This is a genomic window from Agromyces kandeliae (assembly GCF_009674665.1).
GTDB classification, from domain to species: Bacteria; Actinomycetota; Actinomycetes; order Actinomycetales; family Microbacteriaceae; genus Agromyces; species Agromyces kandeliae.
Genome location: NZ_WKJD01000006.1, coordinates 84,832 through 102,814 on the forward strand (window position 1 = coordinate 84,832; position 17,983 = coordinate 102,814).

Genomic DNA, 17,983 nt, shown 5'->3' on the forward strand with positions numbered 1-17,983 from the left:
ATTCACCGAATGCCCCGGAGGTGCCCCCTGACCGAGACGCTCACCGAGCGCGGCCGCGCCAAGGCCGATCGCCGCGCGGCGCTGCTCACCGCAGCCGCGCGGCTCTTCGCCGAGCGGGGCTACCCCGGCGTGACGCTCGAAGAGCTGGGGCAGGCAGCCGGAGTCTCCGGGCCCGCCGTCTACCGCCACTTCCCGGGCAAGGCCGCCGTGCTCGCGGCGATCCTCGTCGACGCCAGCCGGGGCCTGCTCGACGGCGGCCGCCGCACGGTCGACGAGGTCGCCGCGCCCGACGAGGCGCTCCGCGCCCTCATCCGCTTCCACGTCGACTTCGCGCTCGCGAACGCCGACGTCATCCGCGTGCAGGATCGCGACCTCGACAGCCTCGGCGACGCCGACGCGCACGACGTCCGCCGCCTGCAGCGCTCCTACGTCGAACTGTGGGTGGGCGTGCTCGCCCGCCTCAGGCCCGACCGGGCCGAATCCGAGTTGCGCATCCGGGCACACGCCGCCTTCGGACTGATCAACTCGACCCCCCACAGCGCCCGCATCCATGGGCGCCGACCCGCGGACAGAGTCGTCCGCAGCATCCTGGAGGACATGGCATGGTCGAGCCTCACGTCGTGACCCTGCGCGCGACCCGCGCGGGCGACCTCGATGAGCTGTTCCGCATCCGGCAGGACGAGGAGGCCGTCACGATGGCCGCCTTCACCCCGGAGGACATCGCCGATCGCGAGGCGTTCGACGCCCGGTGGGAGCGACTGCGCGCGACTCCCGGAGCCCGTCTCGCCACCATCCGGGCGGACGGCGTGGTCGTGGGCGACGCCGGGAGTTGGAGCGATCCCGACGACGGGCGCATGATCACCTACTGGGTCGACCGCTCCCACTGGCGGCGTGGGATCGCGACTCGTGCAATGCGCCTCTTCCTCGATACCGAACCACGACCCGTGCGGGCGCACGCCGCCGCCGACAACGCGGCTTCGATCGCGGTGCTCGGCAAGCTCGGCTTCGTCGAGGTCGGCCGCGACCGGGGGTACGCGAACGCGCGCGGCGCCGAGATCGAGGAGATCGTGCTCGAACTGCGCTGACGCCGGCGCGCCGACGGGGCGGCCGAGCGCCCGATGGCGCGTCAGCGGTTGCGGTAGAGCTCCATGAGCGGCGCCGGGATACGACCGCGGTCGGAGACCTGGTGGCCGTTCGCGCGCAGCCACTCGCGTGCGTCCTTGGTGTCGCCGGCGCCGGCCGAGGCGCCGCGTCGACGTGGCGCGCCGCCGCGCGCCGAGGTCTTGCGGGCCGCGCCGATGTACGGCGCGAGGGCCGCCTCGAGCTTGTCGATGTTCGCCGAGGAGAGGTCGATGGAGTACTGGTCGCCGTCGAATGCGAACGACAGGGTCCGATCGGCGTCGCTGCCGTCGAGATCGTCGATGAGCGTCTCGACCACGCGCTTTGCCATTGTGCACTTCCGTTTCTGCGGCGGGTTCCGCGGGATTCTCTGGGTGACGGGCTATTCCGAGCATAAGGACGAATGCATTGGAATTGCGCGAATTCCCGCCGGATGTGGAGAATTCTCCATCGACTTGACAATTCGCCGCATTCGCGGCAAAGGATCGTTTCCACGCGACACGCGCAATCACGGAGCGTCGCCGGCGTACGGCGCCCGAGCGCCCCTCAGTTCGCCACAGCGCCCTGCTCGCGCACGATCTCGCCGATCCGCCGCGCGAGTGCGACATCACGGGCGGTGACGCCGCCGACATCGTGCGACAGGAGGTCGAATTCGATTCGGCCCCATCCGAGATGGACATCCGGATGGTGGTTCATCGAATCCGCCTCGACCGCGACGGTATCGAGCAGCCGCACGGCGCTCGCGAAATCCGCGGTGCGGAATTCGCCCGTCAGCCGCTCGCCATCGTGTCGGAATCCGGAGCCCACGAGGTCGGTCGCGACATCCTCGCGGGACAGCAGCGTGTGACGGTCCATCCGGCCATGCTGCTCGCCCGCCGGGCCGCGCGCCACCCCCTCACCCGAGAACGGGAGGAACTTCCTCGCCCACCTCGGCGCGTCGCGCAGCGACACGCCGGACCGGCCTGAGAAGTTCCTCCCGTCGGGGACGGGGCCACCCGTCGGGGACGGGGCCACCCGTCCGGCGACGGCGTGCCTCACGCCATGGTGAGCGCGAGTCCCGGGTCACGCAGGATCCGACCGACGTCGGCCAGGAATCGCGAGCCCTGCTCGCCGTCGACCAGGCGATGGTCGAACGAGAGCGAGAGCGTCATCACGTCGCGGAGCGCCACCTCGCCGCGGTGCTCCCACGGCGTGCGGCGCACCGCGCCCATCGCGAGGATCGCGGCCTCGCCCGGGTTGAGGATCGGCGTTCCCGCGTCGATCCCGAACACGCCGATGTTCGTGATCGAGATGGTTCCGCCGGAGAGGTCGGCCGGCGCCGTCCGACCCGCGCGGGCGGTCTCGGCGAGCCGGGAGATGGCGTCGGCGAGCTCGATGAGCGTCATCCGCTCGGCGCCCTTGACGTTCGGGACGACGAGCCCGCGCTCGGTCGCCGCCGCGATGCCCAGGTTCACACCGCCGAAGCGCACGATCTCCTGCGCCTCCTCGTCCCACCGCGAGTTGACCTCGGGCGTGCGGCCCGCCGCGATGCAGAGCGCCTTGGCGACGACCGTCAGCGGCGTGACCTTGTGCCCCGCGTAGGCGCGGTCTGCACGGATGCCCGCGAGCAGCTCCATGGTCGCCGTCACGTCGACCGTGAGGAACTCGGTGACGTGCGGCGCCGTGAACGCGCTGCGGACCATCGCGGCCGCAGTGTGCTTGCGGACGCCCTTGATCGGGATGCGCGTCTCGGCGGGTGCGGCCTCGCGCGCGGCGCGCGTCGGCTCCGACTCGGTTGCCTCCGGGGCGCCCGTCGCCGCGGATGCCGCGGCCTCGACGTCCGACCTGGTGATGAGTCCGCGTTCGCCCGTGCCGACGACCCGTTCGAGGTCGATGCCGAGGTCGCGTGCGAGCTTCCGCACGGGTGGGGTCGACCTCGGTCGCTCGCCGCGGCCCGCGTCGTGCCCGCCGGCGGAACCGCCCGCGTGCGTCGCCGTGTCGGGCTCGAGGCGATCGTGCTCGGGCGGGGCCGGCACGAGGTCGTCGCGGAGCGCCGCGCCGCCGAGCCGCCGGGCGCGGCGCTTCGGCCCGCGCTCGGCGCCCGCGCCGTAGCCGACCAGGGTGGGCTCGCGCGTCTCAGCGGGCTCGTCGGACGCGTCGGCGACCTCCGGTGCCGGCGCGACGTCCGCGGCGGGCGCCGACGCGGAGGTCGCCGCCACGGCCTCGGTCGTCGGCTCGACGGGTGCCGGAGCGTCGCCGCCCGTGTCGCACGAGAACAGCTTCTCGCCGACGTTCACGGTCTCGCCCTCGGCCGCGTGTAACGCGGTCACGGTGCCCTCGAAGGGCGAGGGCAGCTCGACGACGGCCTTCGCGGTCTCGACGTCGGCGATGATCTGGTTGAGTTCGACGTGGTCGCCGACCTGGACGCGCCACGCCACGATCTCGGACTCGGTGAGTCCCTCGCCGAGGTCGGGCAGCGCGAAGTCGCGGATGGTGCTCACGCGTCCACCTCCGACACGTCCGAGAGCGAGTTCGGCCGGCCGAGGGCGCGGTCGACGCCGTCGAGGATCCGGTCGAGGTCTGGCAGGTGGTGCTGCTCGAGCTTGGCGGGCGGATACGGGATGTCGTGGCCGGTCACGCGCACCGGAGCGGCCTCGAGGTACTCGAAGCAGCGCTCGGTGATCGCGGCGGCGATCTCGGCACCGACGCCGCCCTGCTCCCCGGCCTCGTGCGCGACGACGAGCCGGCCGGTTCGCCGGACGGATGCCTCGATCGTGGCGTAGTCGACGGGCGCGAGCGAGCGCAGGTCGATGACCTCGATCGCGACGCCCTCCTCCGCGGCGGCGGTCGCGGCATCCTTCGCGGTCTGCACGAGCGCGCCGTACGTGACGAGCGTCACGTCGTCGCCGGTGGCGACCGTCGTCGCGACGCCCATGGGTCGTGCGTCGGCCAGGTTCGCGTCGAGGTCGACCTCGCCCTTGACGTGGTACCGGCGCTTGGGCTCGAGGAAGATCACGGGATCGTCGCTCGCGATCGCCTGCTGGATCATCACGTACGCGTCGGCGGGGTTCGAGCACGCCACGACGCGGAGCCCGGCGGTGTGCGTGAAGTACGCCTCGGGCGACTCGGAGTGATGCTCCGCCGCGCCGATGCCTCCGCCGAACGGGATGCGGATGACGATCGGCATCCGCACCGTGCCCCTCGAGCGGTAGTGCAGCTTGGCGACCTGGGCGACGATCTGGTCGAACGAGGGGTAGACGAACCCGTCGAACTGGATCTCGACGACGGGTCGGAACCCGCGATACGCCAGGCCCACGGCGGTGCCGACGATGCCGGCCTCGGAGAGGGGCGTGTCCACGACGCGGCGTTCCCCGAACTCGGCCTTGAGGCCGTCGGTGATGCGGAACACGCCGCCGAGCGTGCCGATGTCCTCGCCCATGAGCACGACCTTGTCGTCCTCGGCCAGCGCACGGCGGAGCCCCTCGTTGATGGCCTTGCCGAAGGTGATGGTCGTCATCGCGCCCCCTCCTCGTCGAACATGGCCAGGTAGCGCGCGTAGCGCTCGCGCTGGCGCTCGAGGTGGCTGTTCGGCTCCGCGTAGACGTGGTCGAACACGCTCATGGGCTCCGGGTCGGGGATCGTGGTGAGTCCGGCGCGGAGATCCGCGGCGGCGCGGTCCGCAGCGGCCTTCGCGTCGGCGTCCACGGCGTCGATGTCGGCACCGGATGCCGCGATGAACGCGTGCAGGCGCGTGATCGGATCGCGCTCTCGCCACTCGGCGAGGTCGTCGTCGGTGCGGTAGCGCTTGGGGTCGTCCGCCGTGGTGTGCGGGCCCATGCGGTAGGTCACGGCCTCGATGAAAGCCGGTCCCTCGCCGCGGCGCGCGCGGTCGAGCGCCCATCGGGTGACCGCGAGGACGGCGAGCACGTCGTTGCCGTCGACGCGGATGCCGGGCATGCCGAAGCCGTCGGCGCGACGCGCCAGCGGCTGCTTCGACTGCAGGCCCACGGGCTCGGAGATCGCCCAGCCGTTGTTCTGGCAGAAGAACACGACGGGTGCGTCGAAGCTCGACGCGAACACGAGCGCCTCGTTGACGTCGCCCTCGCTCGTCGCTCCGTCGCCGAAGTAGGCGATCGAGGCGGCGCTCGAGTCCTCCCACTTCGCGCCCATGGCCCAGCCGACGGCGTGCAGCGACTGCGCGCCGATGATGATCTGCGGCACCGCCATCCGCTTCTCGAAGGGGTTCCAGCCGGATGCCGCCGTCCCGCGCCAGACGCTGAGCAACTCGTCGGGTCGGACGCCGCGCAGCCACGCCACGGCGTGCTCGCGGTAGCTGGAGAACACGAAGTCGTCGTCGTGCAGGGCGCGGGCGGAGCCGATCTGCGCGGCCTCCTGGCCCGCGAGCGGCGGCCAGAGGCCGAGCTCGCCCTGGCGCTGCAGCGCAGTGGCCTCGGAGTCGAGCCGGCGGATCACGACCATGTCGCGGTGCAGCCCGATGAGCGCATCGACGTCGACGTCGGCGACCCACGGATCGAACTCGGGGTTCGCGTGGCGACCGCCGGTCGCGTCGAGGAGTCGGACGAGGTCGTCGGGGCGGGTGAGCAGCCCGGTCGCCTCTCGGTCGGAAGGGGTCATCGTCGAACCTCCGTGTCGGCTCGGCCGCCTTGTGGGCAGCCTCGCACCGGCGCCGATGCCGGGTACTCGCAGGGTACGACGATCTGGCAATCGGCTCAAGCAACGACGCTCGGATTGAGCATGTTGCATAGTGCCGGGACCGATGCGGGTGCTAACGTGTGGCGATATGACCGGCTACGACCCCGTCGACCGAGCACTGCTCAGCGCCCTCGCCACCGACCCGCGGGCGACGGTCGTCGCGCTCGCCGAACGGCTCCGGATGAGCCGGAACACCGTCCAGGCGCGAATGGCCCGCCTGGAGTCATCCGGCGCGTTCCTCTCCTTCGAGCGGAGCATCGATCCGAGCCCGCTCGGCTATCCGCTCGAGGCGTTCGTGGCGGTGCACGCGCGGCAGAAGGTGCTCGCAGACGTCGTCGAGGCGCTCTCCGAGATCCCCGAGGTGATCCAGGCGCACGGGCTCTCTGGTCAGATCGACCTGCTCGTGCGGGTCGTCTGCCGCGACGCCCACGACCTGTTCCGCATCGACGAGGCGATCCTCGCGATCGAGGGGGTCGAGCGGACGGAGACCTCGCTCGCGATGGGCGAGCTCATCCCCTACCGATTGGGGCCGCTGCTCGACCTCTGACGCGTGCAGGACGGATATGCAAAGAAACTTCTGCAAAGACATGCTTGCAAAGCTTTCTTTGCAGAGGTACCTTTGCGACATGGACGAGCAGACGAACGACCCCGAGTCGTGGCCGAGCAGCACACGGCACCCCGGCATCGACCACGTGCTCTCCTCCGAGAGCCTGAAGAGCCTCGCGCATCCGCTCCGAGTGCAGATCTACGACGAGCTCTCGACGTACGGGCCGCTCACCGCGAGCGGGCTGGCCGAGCGGCTGGGCGAATCGAGCGGTGCGACCAGCTACCACCTCCGGCAGCTCGCGAAGGCCGGCCTCGTGCAGGAGGTCACCGACCGGGGCAAGGGTCGCGAACGCTGGTGGGAGCGCCGGCCGGGGTCGATCGCGATCCCCGACGCCCGCAGCCTGCCGCGGGGCAGCGCCGAACGGCTCGCGGTCAGGCTCGTGGAGGACGAGTGGTTCCGCTCACGGGACCAGAACTTCCGCGAGTTCCTGACCACCGGCGAAGAGGTCTTCGGCAGCGACTGGCTCGACATCGCGACCTCCGACACCATCAACCTCAGGCTCACGCCCGACCAGCTGCACGGGCTCGTGACCGACATCGACGTCGTGCTGAAGAAGTACATCGACGCGTACAAGCGCACGCCGTCGCCAGGGTCGCGCCCCGTGCAGATCCACGTCAACGCCTTCCCGCTCGTCCGCGGCGAGGCGTCCGGGGCGGATGGAACGGAACGGCCATGAACACGCTCACCCTCTCCCCCGCATCGGGCCTGCTCTCCCTGCTGGCCGTGCGCGCGGGCCTCGCGCTCGCGAGGTGGGGGCGCCGCCGCACCGTCCGCCGCACCGATCGAGAACGGATGCTCCGCGCCCTCGCCGAGCGGTCCGCCGCGCGCGACGCCGCCGAGGAACGCGCCCGCATCGGCGCCGCCGCACGCCTGACGCTCATGTAGCGGGCGGCGCGACCCCTCCGATCGCGCACGGCGCTCGGGTTTGGATCGGCACGCCTCCCGTGTCAGGGTGTACTTCCCGAACACCCCCGCGAAGGAGCACCATGTCCCGCCGACGCCCCCTGCAGCTCGACGGACGACTCGCCGTCGTCACCGGAGCCGGAAGCGGCATGGGCCGGGCATCGGCCGAGCTGCTCGCCGCTCGCGGGTGCTCCCTCGCGGTGGTGGACCGCGACCCGGACGCACTCCGGTCGCTCGCGTCCGAGCTGGGCGGCCGCGGTGTCGCCGTCAGCGCCCACACGATCGACCTCGCCGACCTCGCGGCCGTCGCGTCCCTGCCGGACGCGGTCGCCGCAGCGCACGAGCAGGCGCCGAGCATCCTGCTGAACTGCGCGGGCGTGTCGATGCTCGGGCGCTTCGACCAGGCGACGCTCGACGAGTTCCGCTGGGTCGTCGACGTCAACCTCTGGGGCACGGTCGCGATGACGAAGGCCTTCCTGCCGGCGCTCTCGGGTGCAGGCGATGCGCACATCGCCAACGTGTCGAGCCTGTACGGCCTCGCCGCACCGTCGGGCCGCGTCCCGTACGTGACCTCGAAGTTCGCGGTGCGCGGCTTCACCGATGCGCTCCGCCACGAGCTCGAGGCGACGTCGGTCACGGTGTCGGCGATCTACCCCGGCGGCGTGCAGACCGGGATCATCCACCACGCCCGCGTCGCCGCTGCCGTCGCGCCGGGCGCTGCGGCGCGCGCCGCCGACGCGCAGTCCGCGCTCTACCGCACGACCCCGGCCCAGGCCGCCGAGCGCATCGTCGACGGCATCGTGCGACGCCGCCCGCGCGTATTCATCGGCCGCGATTCGCGCCTGAGCGACCTCGTCACGCGCGTCGCACCCGTCGGCTACTGGAACCTCATGCGCGGCATCGTCGCGGCCGCGGGCGACACGCGCGGCTGACGCGGGATCCCCGCAGCCGGGCCCTCGGCCGCTCGGGGCCCGTCGCCGGCCCGGGACGACGGATGCCCGCCCCGACGGTTCGGGACGGGCATCCGGTGACGCCGGGCGAGCGCTTACGCGTCGACGCCCTCGGCGGGAGCCTCGGCGTGCTCGCCGGTCGCGCCGCGGCCGTTGGTGTCGGCCTCCTCGGCGATGACGGGAGCGAGCGAGAGCTTGCCGCGGTCGTCGATCTTCGTGATCTCGACGAGGATCTTCTGGCCGACGCCGAGCACGTCGTCGACGTTCTCGACGCGCTTGCCGCCGGCGAGCTTGCGCACCTCGGAGATGTGCAGCAGGCCGTCCTTGCCGGGCAGCAGCGAGATGAAGGCGCCGAAGGCGGCGATCTTCACGACGGTGCCGAGGAACTGCTCGCCGACCTCGGGGTTGGTCGGGTTGGCGATGGCGTTCACGGCGGCGCGGGCCGCCTCGGCCGAGGGGCCGTCGGTCGCGCCGATGTAGACGGTGCCGTCCTCCTCGATCGAGATCTCGGCACCGGTCTCGTCCTGGATGCCGTTGATCGTCTTGCCCTTGGGGCCGATCAGCTCGCCGATCTTGTCGACCGGGATCTGCACGCTGATGACGCGCGGCGCGGTGGGCGCCATCTCGTCGGGGCCGTCGATGGCGGCGTTCAGCACCTGCAGGATCGTGGTGCGCGCCTCCTTCGCCTGGGTCAGCGCGCCCGCGAGCACCGACGCCGGGATGCCGTCGAGCTTGGTGTCGAGCTGGATCGCGGTGACGAACTCGGAGGTGCCGGCGACCTTGAAGTCCATGTCGCCGAGCGCGTCCTCCGCACCGAGGATGTCGGTGAGCGCCGCGTAGCGGGTCTCGCCGTCGACGGTGTCGGAGATGAGGCCCATCGCGATGCCCGCGACCGGCGCCTTCAGCGGCACGCCCGCGTTCAGCAGCGACAGCGTCGAGGCGCAGACCGAGCCCATCGAGGTCGAGCCGTTCGAGCCGAGCGCCTCGGAGACCTGGCGGATGGCGTACGGGAACTCCTCGCGGGTCGGCAGCACCGGCACGAGCGCACGCTCGGCGAGCGCGCCGTGGCCGATCTCGCGACGCTTCGGCGAACCCACACGACCGGTCTCACCCGTCGAGTACGGCGGGAAGTTGTAGTTGTGCATGTAGCGCTTCTTCGTGACCGGGCTCAGCGAGTCGATCTGCTGCTCGAGCTTCAGCATGTTCAGCGTGGTCACGCCGAGGATCTGGGTCTCGCCGCGCTGGAAGATGGCCGAACCGTGCACGCGCGGGATGACCTGCACCTCGGCGTCGAGCGGGCGGATGTCGGCCAGGCCGCGGCCGTCGATGCGCACGCCGTCGGCGAGCACACGCGAGCGGACCACGAGCTTCGTGACCGACTTGTAGGCGGCGGACACCTCGCCGATGGCCGACTCGGGCAGCTCGCCCGCCTCGACCTTGGCGGCGATAGCCTCCTTGACGCGCGCCTTCAGCGCGTCGTCGGCGTCCTGGCGCTCCACCTTGCCGGCGATCTGGTAGATGCCCTTGAGCTCGTCGTAGGCGAGGGCGGCGACGGCGTCGTAGGTCTCGCTCTGGTAGGGCGGGAACGTCGGGTAGTCGGCGGTGGGCTTCGCGGCGGTCGACGCGACCGACTGCTGCGCCTCGACGAGCTGCTTGATGAAGGGCTTCGACGCCTCGATGCCCTGCGCGATGACGGTCTCGTCGGGCTTCACGGCGCCGGCCTTGATGAGGTTCCACGCGTTGTCGGTGGCCTCGGCCTCGATCATCATGATCGCGACGTCCTGCGAGCCGTCGGCCTCGGTCACGACACGGCCGGCGACGACCATGCTGAAGACCGCGTCCTCGAGCTGCGAGTGCTTCGGGAACGCGACCCACTGGCCGTCGATGAGGGCGACGCGCACGCCGCCGACCGGGCCCGAGAAGGGCAGGCCCGACAGCTGCGTCGAGAGCGACGCCGCGTTGATGGCGAGCACGTCGTAGAGCTCGTCGGGCTCGATGGCGAGCACCGTGACGACGACCTGCACCTCGTTGCGGAGGCCCTCGACGAACGAGGGGCGCAGCGGGCGGTCGATCAGGCGGCAGGTGAGGATCGCCTCGGTCGAGGGGCGGCCCTCGCGACGGAAGAACGAGCCGGGGATCCGGCCCGCGGCGTACATGCGCTCCTCGACGTCGATCGTGAGCGGGAAGAAGTCGAAGTGCTCCTTGGGCTGCTTCGACACCGACGTGGCCGAGAGCAGCATGGTCTCGTCGTCGATGTATGCCGCCGCGGAGCCCTGCGCCTGCTGGGCGAGGCGGCCCGTCTCGAATCGGACGGTGCGGGTGCCGAATCGACCGTTGTCGATGATCGTCTCGGCGAACGTGATCTCAGGACCTTCCAAGAGGTCTCTCTCCTTTGTTTCGGCTCGCACGCCCGTGTGGCGCGCGAGGTGAACAAGGAGCAGGAACAGGCAGATCTCAGGACATCGCGTGATGCCGCCAGCGCTGGCCACCAGTAGAAGTCCACCAAGCTCTCGATTGGTAAGCCACCACAGGGGACCAGCTTCCTGCCGGCCTGCTCCAGCGCGCCCGATGCGGGCGCAAGCTCATGTTGAATTGAGCGGATGCCCCGTGGGCATCCTCACCGAGCCTATCAGCCCGGCGTGTCGCGACCTAGCCGGACCCCGGCGGCACGGGCGAACGGATGCCGCGGCACGGCCCGGTCACGCGCGGATTCCGCGACGCTCGCGCTCGTCGCTCCGACCCCGGAGGTGGACGATCGCGTCGTGCTTGGCGACGCGCCCGTCGCCCGCCGTCCGGCCGAGGAGCCGTCGACCCGCCCAGGGCATCGCGTGCCGCAGCAGCCACTCGGCGTTCGGCAGCGGCGGCGCGTCGGGCTCGTCCGCGTCGTCGTGGAGCACCGCGTCGAGTCCGGCGAGCGCTGCGGCATCCGGCACGCCCAGGACGTCGGCCGCCGCGTACGCCAGCGCCCGATGGCCCGAGGAGTTCAGGTGCACGCGATCCTCGGCCCACATGCCGCGGGCAGTGAGCCCGCCGTGCGTCGACGCGTCGAGGACCATCGCGCGGGCCTCGTCGGCGCGGGCGACGAGGCGCTCGGCGAACCGCTCGAACGCGATCCGTACCGAGCCGAGCCGCGCGTGCGCGGGCAGGAACGGCGTCACGACGAGCACGTCGCATCCGCTTCCCCTGAGCCCGTCGACGGCGTCGCCGACGCGATCCGCGAGCACCTCGGCGCGCGCGCCGACGCGCACGAGGTCGTTGCCGCCGATGAGCACCGTGACGAGGTCGGCACCGAGCTCGAGGGCGCGCGGCAGCTGGACGTCGACGGCGTCGGCGATGCGCCGGCTGCGGACGGCGAGGTTCGCGTAGCCGATGCCGTCGGCCGACTGCGCGAGCAGCATCGCCAGCCGGTCCGCCCAGCCGCGGTACTCCCCCGCGGCCATCCGCGACGAGTCGCAGAGGCCCTCCGTGACCGAGTCGCCGACGGCGACGAACCTGCGCCAGGTCGGACGGACGCGGTCCGCGGACGGCTCGCGCCGAGGCATCCGCTCGTCGCCCGGGGTGCCGGACCCCGGCTCGCCGGGACCGGACGCGAGCGTCGCCGCGGTCGACGGGCGGACCCGCTCGACCGCCGAGCCCGTCGCGCCGACGGGGGCGGCCGCTCGCCGGCCGCGGTGGAGGGACCGCGCGTGCTCGTAGTGGCCGAGGAGCTCGTCGCCGAGCGCGGACCAGCTCCGACCGGCGACGCCCTCGCGCGCGGCGCGTCCGAATGCGCGGCGCTTGGCGTCGTCGCCGGCCAGGTCGCGCACCCGGGCAGCCAGCTCGTCGAGGTCGCCCGGCCGGTACAGCCAGCCGTCGCGACTCGAGTTCACGAGGTCGAGCGGACCGCCGCGACCGGTCGCCACGACCGGGACCCCGCTCGCGAGCGCCTCCTGGACGGTCTGGCAGAAGGTCTCGCTCTCGCCGGGGTGGACGAACACGTCGAGGCTCGCCATCGCCTCGCCGAGCGCGTCCCCGCCGAGGAAGCCCGTGAACGCGGCATCCGGGAGCATCGACTCGAGCGCCGGACGGGACGGGCCGTCGCCGATCACGATGAGTCGGACGCCGTCGATCGCGGACACCGCTCGGAGGTCCTCCACCTGCTTCTCCGGTGCGAGCCTGCCGACGTAGCCGACCAGGACCTCGTCGTCGGCCGCGTGCCTGCGGCGCCACTCGAGGGAGCGTCGCTCCGGGCGGAAGCGGTCGGTGTCGACCCCGCGCGCCCAGCGGCGCAGTCGCTCGACGCCGTATCCCTCGAGCTGCGCCTCGGCGGCCGAGGACGGTGCGAGGGTGAGGGTTGCTCGCCGGTGCAGCCGCCCGACGTGGTTGGCGAGCATCGGCGCGGCGCCGGGCAGCCGGTAGCGCTCGGCGTAGGCCGGGACATCCGTCTGGTAGACCGCGACGCTCGGCGCACCGATGCGCTCGGCGGCGACCACGCCCTGCCAGCCGAGCACGAACGGCGACGCGAGGTGGACGACGTCGGGGGCGAAGTCCGCGAGCGTGCCTGCGAGCCGGCGTGCGCCCGCGAACGTGACCCGGACCTCTGGGTAACCGGGCATCGGCACGGAGCGGAGGAACTCCGCGCGTGCGCCGTGCAGGCCGTGGTCGACGGGGCCGGACCGCGGGGCCAGGACGAGCGCCTCGTGGCCCTGCCGCTCGAGGTGCCCGAGCACCTGGAGCAGGGAGTGCGTGACGCCGTTCATGTGGGGGAGGAACGACTCGGCGAGCAGTGCGACTCTCACGCGGCCAGCATGGGCCGATGCGGCGCCGCGACACGAGCCGAGACGCCGCCGTCCGCCGAGGGTTCACCGAGGCGACGGATGCCGTTCGCGCACCGGTCGCGAACGGGTCAACCCCTCGCGGCGTCCGCCCGCCCGGCGCATGATGGAAGTCGGGCGCATGCTCCGATGCGTCCGGAATCGTTCGAGGGGGAACGACATGTCATCGGTCGCACGAGTCACCACCATCACCGCCTTCTCCGAGACGAGCTTCGAGGACGCGGTGGCGGTCGGCATCGCCCGCTCCGCGGAGACGCTTCGCGGCGTCAAGGGCGCGTGGGTGAAGGAGCAGAAGGTCAAGGTCGAGGGCGGCAGCGTCGTCGAGTGGTCGGTCACGCTGGAAGTCACGTTCGTGCTCGACGACTGACGCGACGGCGTCGCCGGACGCGAGGGGCCGGGGCGGACGGCGTACGCCGTTCGCCCCGGCCCGTCGCATGCGATGCGATCAGGGCGCGCTGAAGGTGCCCTTGACCGCGAGGAAGGCGCCGCTGTCGAGGTCCTCGACGGTCACGTTCGACCAGACGACGGACAACAGCGTCGCGGTCTGGCCGTTCGGGCAGTCGAGCGCAACGTCGGCCGGCGTGGGCATGAGCGTCAGCGAGCCGATGATGTTGCCGTTCTTGGCGGCGGTGAACTCGCCGCTCTCGGAGATCCTGGAGTCGATGGTCGTCTTCTTGGGATCGGACGGCACGTTGCCGCCTCCGTTCACGCACGAGTACGTGGCGCTGAGGTCCGCGCTCGCGACGACGGTCTCGACCGCGCCGGAGGGCAGCCCGGCCTCCTTGAAGTCGACGACGAGGTTCACGCCGTCGAGGTGCGCGGAGGTGGCGTTCTTGATGAAGTGCGGGTTGCCCGCCATGGCGGGTCCGGCCGCGCCGACCAGGACGAGCGCGGCGGCCGCGGCGAGCGCGGCGAGTGCACGACGGATGGACATGATCTTCTTCTCTCGGGTTGTGATCGATGGCAGCGGTTGCGACCGCGGCCCGCTCGCGTCGGTTGACCCGGTAGGGCGAGAGAAGAGGCGTGTGCGGCCGAAGCCGCGCTCCCGGTGTCGACGCTACTCCCGACCCGGTCCCGCGTGAAGACTTATGTGAGGAATTCTCGCTTTTACTTCGTCGCGGGACCGCGGACGGCCACCGTGACCGACGGATGCCGCGGGCGGGACCCGAGTCCCGCCGCGGCATCCGTCATCCGAAGGTTTCGCCTACTCCCCCGCCAGGCCTCCGAGCAGGTGGCCCATCGGGCGATCGAGCGCGAAGGGGTCGCTCACGAGTTCGCTCCGGTCCGTCCGTTCGACGAGGTCGGCGAACTCGGTCGCACCGCGGAAGATGCGGTCGGGCAGCGATCGCACGCCGTCGCCTCCGCCGCCCCAGTCGCCCGTCGCGGCGAAGACACCGGTGGTGGTCGGAATGGCGTGCAGGTAGGTGAACAGCGGCCGGATCGCGTAGTCGATCGCGAGCGAATGCCGCGGCGTGCCGCCCGTGGCGCCGATCAGCACCGGGAGGTCGGTCAGCGCCTGCGGGTCGACCACGTCGATGAACGACTTGAACAGCCCGGCGTAGCTCGTCGTGAAGATCGGCGTGACGACGATGAGGCCGTCGGCCGACGCCACCGCGTCCAGCGCCTCCTCGAGCTTCGGCGGCGCGAAGCCCATGAGCAGGTGGTTGGTGATGTCGTGCGCGAGGTCGCGCAGCTCGAACACCTTCGCCTCGACCTCCACGCCGCGCTCCTGCAGCAGCCCCGCACTGTCGGCCAGGAGCCGGTCGGCGAGCTGGCGGCTCGAGCTGGGCGTCGAGAGGCCGGCCGAGACGACGGCGATCCTCTTGGTGGTCATCGCGCACCCGCCGTCCGAGTCGCGGCCGGGCCGAAGGCCGAGCCGGTCGAGGTCGCCGCGACCGGAGCGGCGCCGTCCTGGTACGGCGAGCCGAGGGTGAGGTTGTCGCCGCGGTTCGCGTTCGGCGTCGCCTGGCGCGGGGTGCCGTCGCCGTAGGCCGCGCGCACGAGCGATGCGTGCGTCGGCGCGTCGGGCACGTCGGCGGGGCGGTCCTTCGCGAACTCGCGACGCAGCACCGGCACGACCTCCTCGCCCAGCAGGTCGAGCTGCTCGAGCACGGTCTTCAGCGGCAGGCCGGCGTGGTCCATGAGCCAGAGCTGGCGCTGGTAGTCGCCGACGTAGTCGCGGTAGGCGAGGGTGCGGTCGATGACCTGCTGCGGGCTGCCCACGGTGAGCGGGGTCTGCTGCGTGAACTCCTCCATGCTCGGGCCGTGGCCGTACACGGGCGCGTTGTCGAAGTACGGCCGGAACTCGTCCACGGCGTCCTGCGAGTTCTTCCGCATGAACGCCTGGCCGCCGAGGCCGACGATCGCCTGCGCGGCGGTGCCGTGGCCGTGGTGCTCGAACCGCTGGCGGTACAGCGCGATCATGCGCTGGGTGTGCGACGCGGGCCAGAAGATGTGGTTGGCGAAGAACCCGTCGCCGTAGAACGCGGCCTGCTCGGCGACCTCGGGGGTGCGGATCGAGCCGTGCCAGACGAACGGGGGCACGCCGTCGAGCGGACGCGGGGTCGAGGTGAAGCCCTGCAGCGGGGTGCGGAACTTGCCCTCCCAGTCGACGACGTCCTCGCGCCACAGGCGGTGCAGGAGCTCGTAGCTCTCGATCGCGATGGGCAGCCCCTGGCGGATGTCCTTGCCGAACCACGGGTACACCGGGCCGGTGTTGCCGCGGCCGAGCATGAGGTCGGCGCGCCCGCCCGAGACGTGCTGGAGCATCGCGTAGTCCTCGGCGAGCTTCACCGGGTCGTTCGTGGTGATGAGCGTGGTCGCGGTGGAGAGCTGCAGCGTGCTCGTCTGGCCGGCGATGTACGCGAGCGTCGTGGTGGGCGACGAGGACCAGAACGGCGGGTTGTGGTGCTCGCCGAGCGCGAAGACGTCGAGCCCGACCTCCTCCGCGTGCTTGGCGATGGTCAGCGTCGCCTGGATCCGCTCGGCCTCGCTCGGCGTACGGCCGGTCGTCGGGTCCTGCGTGATGTCGCTGACGGTGAAGATTCCGAACTGCATGTCGCCCTCCTGGGCTCCTTCTCTCGTTCCATGCGTTTGCATGCACTTGACCAGAACGGATGCCCCGCCCGAAGTATTCCCGCTCCCGGACGACGTCACTAGACTTCGGCTCGATGGGCACCATCTCGGTCGTCATCCCGTGCCGGAACGATGCATCGTACTTGGCGGTGTGCCTCCAGGCCCTCGGCCGGCAGAGCCGCACACCGGACGAGGTCGTCGTCGTCGACGACGGCTCCACGGACGAGTCGGCGACGATCGCCCGGACCGCCGGCGCCCGCGTGCTCGTTCAGCCGCATCTGGGCATCTGGCCGGCGACCGCCGCCGGATTCGACGCGGCCACGGGTGAGATCCTCGCGCGCCTCGATGCCGACTCCATCCCGGCGCCGGACTGGCTCGAGCGGGTCGAGCTGCGAATGGGATCCGAGGACCGTCCCACGGCGCTCACCGGGACCGGCACCTTCTACGGCGGCACCCGCACCCGGCGATGGATCGCACGTCGTCTCTACCTCGGCGGCTACTTCACGGTCATCGGCTCGGTGCTGGGACATCCGCCCCTCTTCGGTTCGAACTCGGCACTGCGGCGCGACGCGTGGGCCGTCCTGCGGACGCTCGTGCATCGCGATCGGGCCGACGTGCACGACGACCTCGATCTGTCGTGGTGGATGCGGCCCGGGATGACGGTCGCGTACGACCCCTCGCTCCTCGTCGGCGTCTCGGTTCGACCCCTCGGGAGCGTGGAGCAGCTGGGCCGACGGTTGGCCATGGCCTACCGGACGCTCCTGCTCGACTGGCGAGCCTGGCCTGCGCGTCGACGACGACGCGAGCGTCGGCATGCCGACGAGACGACGGGAGCCGTCACGAGCTGAGCCCCGCCTCGGCGAACAGGGCCAACATGTCCCGCGCGAGTTGATTGGGCGACTGCTCGCAGGGACTGTGTCCGGCCCGATAGACCGCGAGGCGGGCGCCGATCTCACTCGCGAACCGTTCGTGGAGCGATCGCGGCCAGAGGTCGTGCTCGCCCACCGCCACGAGCTTGGGGATCGCCGAGCGCGCCGTGGGCCCGGTCAGGTCGGGAGTGCGCATCATCAGGCCGATGATGTCCGTGACGCTGTCGCGGCGCGTGAGCGCGAAGCGCTCGCGGACGAACGCGAGCCGACCGGGCGGAACGCGGTTCAGGTTGTTCCGGATGCCCCAGACCATGAGCCCCGCGCCGCTCGCCGCCGATGCCGCACCGGCGAACGGACCGATCCGCTTCAGGCCCCGGAACGCCTGGCCCGAGATGGGGGGCGCGCTGAGCAGCGTCAGGCTCGTGAACCGGTCCGGGCGCTCGCTCAGCGCCCGTTGCGCGACGGTCCCGGCGAAGCTGTAGCCGAGGACGTGCGCCGGAGCGTCCCGGCTCTCGAGCACCGCGATCAGGTCCTCCACGAACAACCGTTCGTCGTAGCGCGCGCGTGGCGGATCGAGGTTCCATGGCCCTGCCTCCGCGGACTCGTACTGCCCCGCGAGGTCGAACGACTCGACGCGGAACCCCGCGCGGACGAGCGGAGGGGCGAGCAGCAGGAAGTCCTCCTTCGACCCCGTGGCGCCCGGCACCAGCAGCACCCTCGGCCCATCCGCGGGACCGAGCGCGACGCTCGCGAGTTCACCGCTCGGCGCAGGGGACCGTAGATGCTCGGTGCCGGAGGGCCAGCGGCGCCAGTCGACGTCGGGGATGGCGGCGTCGAGCAGCATCGCCTGGTCGTCGACCGAGATCATCGCTCGGTCTGCGACGACGCCGCGCCGTCGCCGTGGGTCGTGCCTTCCGCGGGAGTCGAGCACGCCCTCACGGTACCGCGTGCCGA

The 17,983-nt window shown here is 71.8% G+C and carries 19 protein-coding genes; 8 read left to right on the plus strand and 11 right to left on the minus strand.

Annotated features, from left to right (window positions below; all coding sequences use genetic code 11):
* Window positions 1–9: 9 nt before the first annotated feature.
* Window positions 10–624, plus strand: coding sequence for an SACE_7040 family transcriptional regulator (locus GJR97_RS02765; protein WP_195760589.1), 615 nt, complete (start codon window positions 10–12; stop codon window positions 622–624).
* Window positions 603–1,085 carry a GNAT family N-acetyltransferase gene (locus GJR97_RS02770; protein ID WP_154345006.1) on the plus strand — a complete coding sequence of 161 codons (483 nt, stop codon included), beginning with the start codon at window positions 603–605 and terminating at the stop codon, window positions 1,083–1,085. The genes GJR97_RS02765 and GJR97_RS02770 overlap by 22 nt, the downstream gene beginning before the upstream one ends.
* A 41-nt stretch (window positions 1,086–1,126) precedes the next feature.
* Here GJR97_RS02770 and GJR97_RS02775 read toward each other — a convergent pair whose 3' ends face one another.
* From GJR97_RS02775 to pdhA, 5 genes are all read right to left on the minus strand, one after another.
* On the minus strand, window positions 1,127–1,450 hold the full coding sequence (locus GJR97_RS02775) for a histone-like nucleoid-structuring protein Lsr2 (protein ID WP_154345007.1): 324 nt from the start codon (window positions 1,448–1,450) through the stop codon (window positions 1,127–1,129).
* Between the two features lie 215 nt (window positions 1,451–1,665).
* Window positions 1,666–2,070 (minus strand): 4a-hydroxytetrahydrobiopterin dehydratase, encoded by a 405-nt coding sequence (locus tag GJR97_RS02780; protein WP_154345008.1) that lies wholly within the window; start codon window positions 2,068–2,070, stop codon window positions 1,666–1,668.
* 83 nt (window positions 2,071–2,153) lie between these two features.
* Window positions 2,154–3,599 carry a dihydrolipoamide acetyltransferase family protein gene (locus tag GJR97_RS02785; RefSeq protein ID WP_324613071.1) on the minus strand — a complete coding sequence of 482 codons (1,446 nt, stop codon included), beginning with the start codon at window positions 3,597–3,599 and terminating at the stop codon, window positions 2,154–2,156.
* Complete coding sequence (locus GJR97_RS02790; protein ID WP_154345009.1) at window positions 3,596–4,615, minus strand: alpha-ketoacid dehydrogenase subunit beta; 1,020 nt, start codon at window positions 4,613–4,615, stop codon at window positions 3,596–3,598. Before GJR97_RS02790 ends, GJR97_RS02785 begins: the two co-directional genes overlap by 4 nt.
* Entirely contained in the window at window positions 4,612–5,733 is a 1,122-nt protein-coding gene (pdhA, locus tag GJR97_RS02795; protein WP_154345010.1) for a pyruvate dehydrogenase (acetyl-transferring) E1 component subunit alpha, read from the minus strand. Before pdhA ends, GJR97_RS02790 begins: the two co-directional genes overlap by 4 nt.
* Window positions 5,734–5,899: 166 nt before the next feature.
* Here pdhA and GJR97_RS02800 point away from each other — a divergent pair, with 166 nt between their 5' ends.
* From GJR97_RS02800 to GJR97_RS02815, 4 genes are all read left to right on the plus strand, one after another.
* Entirely contained in the window at window positions 5,900–6,358 is a 459-nt protein-coding gene (locus GJR97_RS02800) for an Lrp/AsnC family transcriptional regulator (protein WP_154345011.1), read from the plus strand.
* Between the two features lie 79 nt (window positions 6,359–6,437).
* Window positions 6,438–7,094, plus strand: a complete 657-nt coding sequence (locus GJR97_RS02805) for an ArsR/SmtB family transcription factor (protein WP_154345012.1) — start codon at window positions 6,438–6,440, stop codon at window positions 7,092–7,094.
* Complete coding sequence (locus tag GJR97_RS02810; RefSeq protein ID WP_154345013.1) at window positions 7,091–7,303, plus strand: hypothetical protein; 213 nt, start codon at window positions 7,091–7,093, stop codon at window positions 7,301–7,303. The genes GJR97_RS02805 and GJR97_RS02810 overlap by 4 nt, the downstream gene beginning before the upstream one ends.
* A 101-nt stretch (window positions 7,304–7,404) precedes the next feature.
* Window positions 7,405–8,253, plus strand: coding sequence for an SDR family NAD(P)-dependent oxidoreductase (locus GJR97_RS02815; RefSeq protein ID WP_154345014.1), 849 nt, complete (start codon window positions 7,405–7,407; stop codon window positions 8,251–8,253).
* A 113-nt stretch (window positions 8,254–8,366) separates the two neighbouring features.
* Here the strand turns inward: GJR97_RS02815 and GJR97_RS02820 are convergent, their stop codons facing one another.
* Window positions 8,367–10,649, minus strand: a complete 2,283-nt coding sequence (locus tag GJR97_RS02820; RefSeq protein ID WP_154345015.1) for a polyribonucleotide nucleotidyltransferase — start codon at window positions 10,647–10,649, stop codon at window positions 8,367–8,369.
* 321 nt (window positions 10,650–10,970) lie between these two features.
* The gene (locus GJR97_RS02825; RefSeq protein WP_324613072.1) at window positions 10,971–13,049 is read right to left on the minus strand and encodes a glycosyltransferase; all 2,079 of its coding nucleotides are present in this window, start codon (window positions 13,047–13,049) and stop codon (window positions 10,971–10,973) included.
* 196 nt (window positions 13,050–13,245) lie between these two features.
* Here GJR97_RS02825 and GJR97_RS02830 point away from each other — a divergent pair, with 196 nt between their 5' ends.
* Window positions 13,246–13,452 carry a dodecin family protein gene (locus GJR97_RS02830; RefSeq protein ID WP_129233525.1) on the plus strand — a complete coding sequence of 69 codons (207 nt, stop codon included), beginning with the start codon at window positions 13,246–13,248 and terminating at the stop codon, window positions 13,450–13,452.
* A gap of 78 nt (window positions 13,453–13,530) precedes the next feature.
* Here the strand turns inward: GJR97_RS02830 and GJR97_RS02835 are convergent, their stop codons facing one another.
* From GJR97_RS02835 to GJR97_RS02845, 3 genes are all read right to left on the minus strand, one after another.
* Window positions 13,531–14,019, minus strand: coding sequence for a hypothetical protein (locus GJR97_RS02835; protein WP_154345016.1), 489 nt, complete (start codon window positions 14,017–14,019; stop codon window positions 13,531–13,533).
* A gap of 270 nt (window positions 14,020–14,289) precedes the next feature.
* Entirely contained in the window at window positions 14,290–14,919 is a 630-nt protein-coding gene (locus GJR97_RS02840; RefSeq protein ID WP_154345017.1) for a CE1759 family FMN reductase, read from the minus strand.
* The gene (locus tag GJR97_RS02845) at window positions 14,916–16,142 is read right to left on the minus strand and encodes an LLM class flavin-dependent oxidoreductase (protein WP_154345018.1); all 1,227 of its coding nucleotides are present in this window, start codon (window positions 16,140–16,142) and stop codon (window positions 14,916–14,918) included. Before GJR97_RS02845 ends, GJR97_RS02840 begins: the two co-directional genes overlap by 4 nt.
* 113 nt (window positions 16,143–16,255) lie before the next feature.
* On the opposite strand from GJR97_RS02845, the gene GJR97_RS02850 reads away from it, so the two are divergent.
* Window positions 16,256–17,008, plus strand: a complete 753-nt coding sequence (locus GJR97_RS02850) for a glycosyltransferase family 2 protein (RefSeq protein ID WP_154345019.1) — start codon at window positions 16,256–16,258, stop codon at window positions 17,006–17,008.
* On the opposite strand, the gene GJR97_RS02855 is transcribed toward GJR97_RS02850, so the two are convergent.
* Window positions 16,998–17,960 carry an alpha/beta fold hydrolase gene (locus GJR97_RS02855; RefSeq protein WP_324613073.1) on the minus strand — a complete coding sequence of 321 codons (963 nt, stop codon included), beginning with the start codon at window positions 17,958–17,960 and terminating at the stop codon, window positions 16,998–17,000. The genes GJR97_RS02850 and GJR97_RS02855 overlap by 11 nt on opposite strands.
* Window positions 17,961–17,983: the final 23 nt, after the last annotated feature.